This is a genomic window from Candidatus Aquicultor sp. (genome assembly GCF_054640775.1).
The window spans coordinates 1-3,515 of the sequence record NZ_JBTSLF010000236.1 but is presented as its reverse complement, the minus strand read 5'-3'; the positions used below and the strand labels follow the sequence as shown (position 1 = coordinate 3,515).

Genomic DNA, 3,515 nt, shown 5'->3' with positions numbered 1-3,515 from the left:
AACCAGGATATGCAATCTGTTGGGCATAGAATATCCCATTATTCAAGGGGCTATGCAGTTCATTAGTATGTCGGAAATGGCAGCCGCGGTTTCAATGGCGGGCGGTCTTGGAACTCTGGCCGGCGCCTCTGCTCCCAAAGAGATGCTCACTCAGCAAATCATCAAGGTTCGGAGGATCACCGATAAACCTTTCGCGGTCAATATCTCGGTACGTCGAAAAAATGCCCCTGAAATAGTTGATCTGGTTTTAGAACAGAAGATTCCTGTAGTCACAACTTCCGCCGGGGATCCGGCAAAATTCACCAAGGTGTTCAAAGAAAATGGGGTCAAGGTATTGCATGTGGTCCCATCGGTCAGGCTGGCCATGAAGGCAGAAGAGGCTGGAGTAGATGCAGTCATCGCCGAGGGAACTGAATCGGGAGGTCATGGTAGTTTTGATGAAATTACAACCATGGTTCTGATACCCCAGGTTGTTGAAAGGGTTAAAATACCGGTGATTGCCGCCGGGGGGTTCGCGGATGGACGAGGATTGGTGGCCGCTCTATCACTTGGCGCGGAAGGAATACAAATGGGGACCCGCTTTCTGGCCACTACCGAAGCCATAATCCATGAAAACTACAAGAGAGCTGTTATTGAAGCCCAGGACGACGATACTGTAGTGATCGGACACAGCAACGCTCTTTTAAGAGTTTTAAAAACCCCATTTACCCTGCAGCTTCTCCAGAGGGAAAAAAAAGGGGCTTCCATTACCGAAATGGAAGCCTTGATGAAAACTCAATCAGCTCCGTCTACCTCTCCGGATGTTGTTAAGGGCCTAATGAGCGCCGGCCAGGTGGCCGGTCTGATCAAAGAAGTTAAAAGTGTTGATCGGGTAATAAGGGACCTGATGGCCCAAGCCGACGCGGTTCTGGATAAACTGTCAAATCTGTAAGGGTAGATATTTTGGCTGGAGTCATTATATCGAGGCCTTGATCGGGGTCATTTTCGTGTAAGGAATGATGACCCTGCTTCAACTACTGGTAATATTTCAGTGACCGAAAAGAAAACCAGACAACATCCGCTCTATTCATTAAAAAACAGGAGTTTTCGCATCCTGTGGCTGGGAATGTTTGCCTCCATGAATGCCATGCAGATGGCGGGCATTGCCGGCGGATGGCTGGTTTACACCATGACGAACTCCCCGTTGGCCCTGGGAATCGTCATGGCGGGATCGGGTATTCCGCTGATCCTGCTTTCTCTCTTTGGTGGCGCGGTGGCCGACCGGGTCAGGAAAAGAAACCTCCTGCTCCTTACCCAAGCCAGTCTCTGTGCTATCTCGGTAGCCATAACCGGTCTGGTTGTATTCAAAGTTATCGTTTTATGGCACCTGGTGGTGGCTTCCTTTGTTTCCGGAACGGTGTCCTCTTTCAACCTGCCGGCCAGGCAGGCCTTTTTAATGGAACTGGTGAACGAAGATGAGTTGACCAATGCCATTGCCCTGAATTCTGCCGCGGGCAATATCTGTCAAATCGGTTCGCCGGCCTTGGCCGGCGTTTTGTTGACTATTATAAATATTCCAGGTGTATTTGGAATCGTGGCGCTAGGCTACGGACTGGCCTTTTTTTCTCTCCTGTTGCTCCCCAAAGGAGAAAAACCACTGAAAAAAACAGACCAGCGGGCTTCGGTAAAAAAGGATGTTCTGGAAGGCCTCCGATATGTCCGATCGAATCCCACTTTGTTAAGTTTGCTTCTTATGGCCTTTGTACCACTCATCACCGCGACATCATATTTTCCGCTCATGCCGGTATTTGCCAAGACGATTTTTAAAGCCGGGGAAACGGGCCTGGGGTTTCTCATGTCTTCCGCCGGAATCGGCGCTTTTTGCGGGTCTTTTTTCCTTGCGGCTTTAGGCGATTTCCGGCGCAAGGGTGTATTGATGCTTTCATCGGGTATGCTGTTCGGGTTTTCCCTGGTCTGTTTCGGCATGACTTGGAACCTGGTGGTGGCCATGGCCTTCCTGTTTTTTGTTGGAGCCGGCGGATCGATGTTTCTAACACTCATCATGTCCTTGATTATGTCCAATACTCCACCAGCGCTGACCGGTCGAGTGATGAGCATTTTCATCATGACCTGGGGATTAATGCCCCTGGCGGCTTTACCGGCAGGAGCATTGGCCCAGCTTTTCAGCGCAGCCCTTGTCGTTTCGGCCGGTGGCGCGATTCTGTTCATTTTTTTGATTGCCATGTCCATCATTCACCCCCCGCTTAAGACCCTATGAAGAAGGAGAAAGAAACCGGAAAATAGCTTCCACAACTATTCTAAAAGGTAGAATATAATACCATCAGGCCGCCTAGCTCATTAAATTATCAACCTCCTGCTCCAGAGGCTATTAAGCCAGAGTGGCTAGAAAATGTGGTTGCGCTCTCTTAGAAATTGGTACGACTTATCGGGGCAGGTCAAGGTCAAGTATTCATTAAATCCCTGGGGCCGATTTTTTCTTGACAAATTTTCTTCTTATGCAAAAATATACCAACCGTTCTGCTTTTTATTGTGGAGATCAGTTGAATATGGGAACCAAAGGAATCCAAACCCGCCAACAGATTGTAAATAAATCCCTGCAGCTCTTTTCCGTCAAGGGGTATTTCAATACTTCCATTAGTGATATCCAGGAGGCCACCCATCTGACCAAGGGAGGACTCTACGGTCATTTCCGGAGCAAGGAAGCCATCTGGAATGCCGTTTATGAAGAGGCAGTAATGATTTGGAGAGGCATTGTGTTCAAGGATGTCAGAAAGACCGCCGATCCCCTTAAACGCATAGAAAAAACCATTGAAAACGCCCTAAAAAATTATCTGGGAGCCGATGTTTTCGAGGGGGGGTGTTTTTTTGCCAATATGCTGGTTGAGCTTTCGGGTCAATCAGCCCCTATGAGTAAAAAAGTCCTCCTGGGATTTATCGATTTTTCCCGTTTGTTTCGCTCCTGGCTGGAGGAGGCGGATAAAAAGGGTCTGGTGAAAAAAGGACTTAACTTTAAGGAAATCGCCGATTTCATCGTGATTTCCATTAATGGGGCCGTTACACTCTATTCAGCCGGAAGGGATCCGGACATATGGAAGCAAACCATTAGTCAACTTAAATTTTATATCAGTCAACTAAAAATTAAAAAGGAGAATCAGGGATGATAACATTTAAGAAAGGAAATTTGCGGGTTCCCAAATGGAATTGAAGGGTTTTGATGGTGGCCGGCGGGCCTCTTGGGGAGCTCGGCGAAGCCGAGCGGATGGAAGAAGATCAAGGAAGGCCGTTAGTAGGCAAAATGGCAAGAAATGAACCAAATAAAACGATAACAAGTATAAACTAGAAAGAAGAGGTAATTGATCTATGATTAAATTCAGCGACCAACAATTAGCAATTCCAAAACTGATGAGGCCGGTGTACCTGGTAACCGCCGGTCAATCGAAATTCGACCGGGCATTTCCGGACAAGCGGACCGAGGAGCTCTGTATCGATGCCCTGACCCAGGCGGCGGAGTTGAT

3 protein-coding genes are annotated in these 3,515 nt (G+C 48.1%); all 3 read left to right on the top strand.

The window, feature by feature from the left end; translation table 11 throughout:
• The coding region (locus tag ACYC56_RS13385; protein ID WP_461374673.1) for an NAD(P)H-dependent flavin oxidoreductase at positions 1–931 on the top strand (931 nt) is incomplete at its 5' end.
• A gap of 99 nt (positions 932–1,030) precedes the next feature.
• Entirely contained in the window at positions 1,031–2,257 is a 1,227-nt protein-coding gene (locus tag ACYC56_RS13380) for an MFS transporter (RefSeq protein WP_461374672.1), read from the top strand.
• 238 nt (positions 2,258–2,495) lie between these two features.
• The gene (locus ACYC56_RS13375; protein WP_461374671.1) at positions 2,496–3,161 is read left to right on the top strand and encodes a TetR/AcrR family transcriptional regulator; all 666 of its coding nucleotides are present in this window, start codon (positions 2,496–2,498) and stop codon (positions 3,159–3,161) included.
• The last annotated feature ends 354 nt before the right edge of the window (positions 3,162–3,515 follow it).

Excerpts from the sequence above, each read along its gene's own strand:
- ACYC56_RS13375 (WP_461374671.1), top strand. The coding sequence starts at position 2,496 with ATGCAAAAATATACCAACCGTTCTGCTTTTTATTGTGGAGATCAGTTG.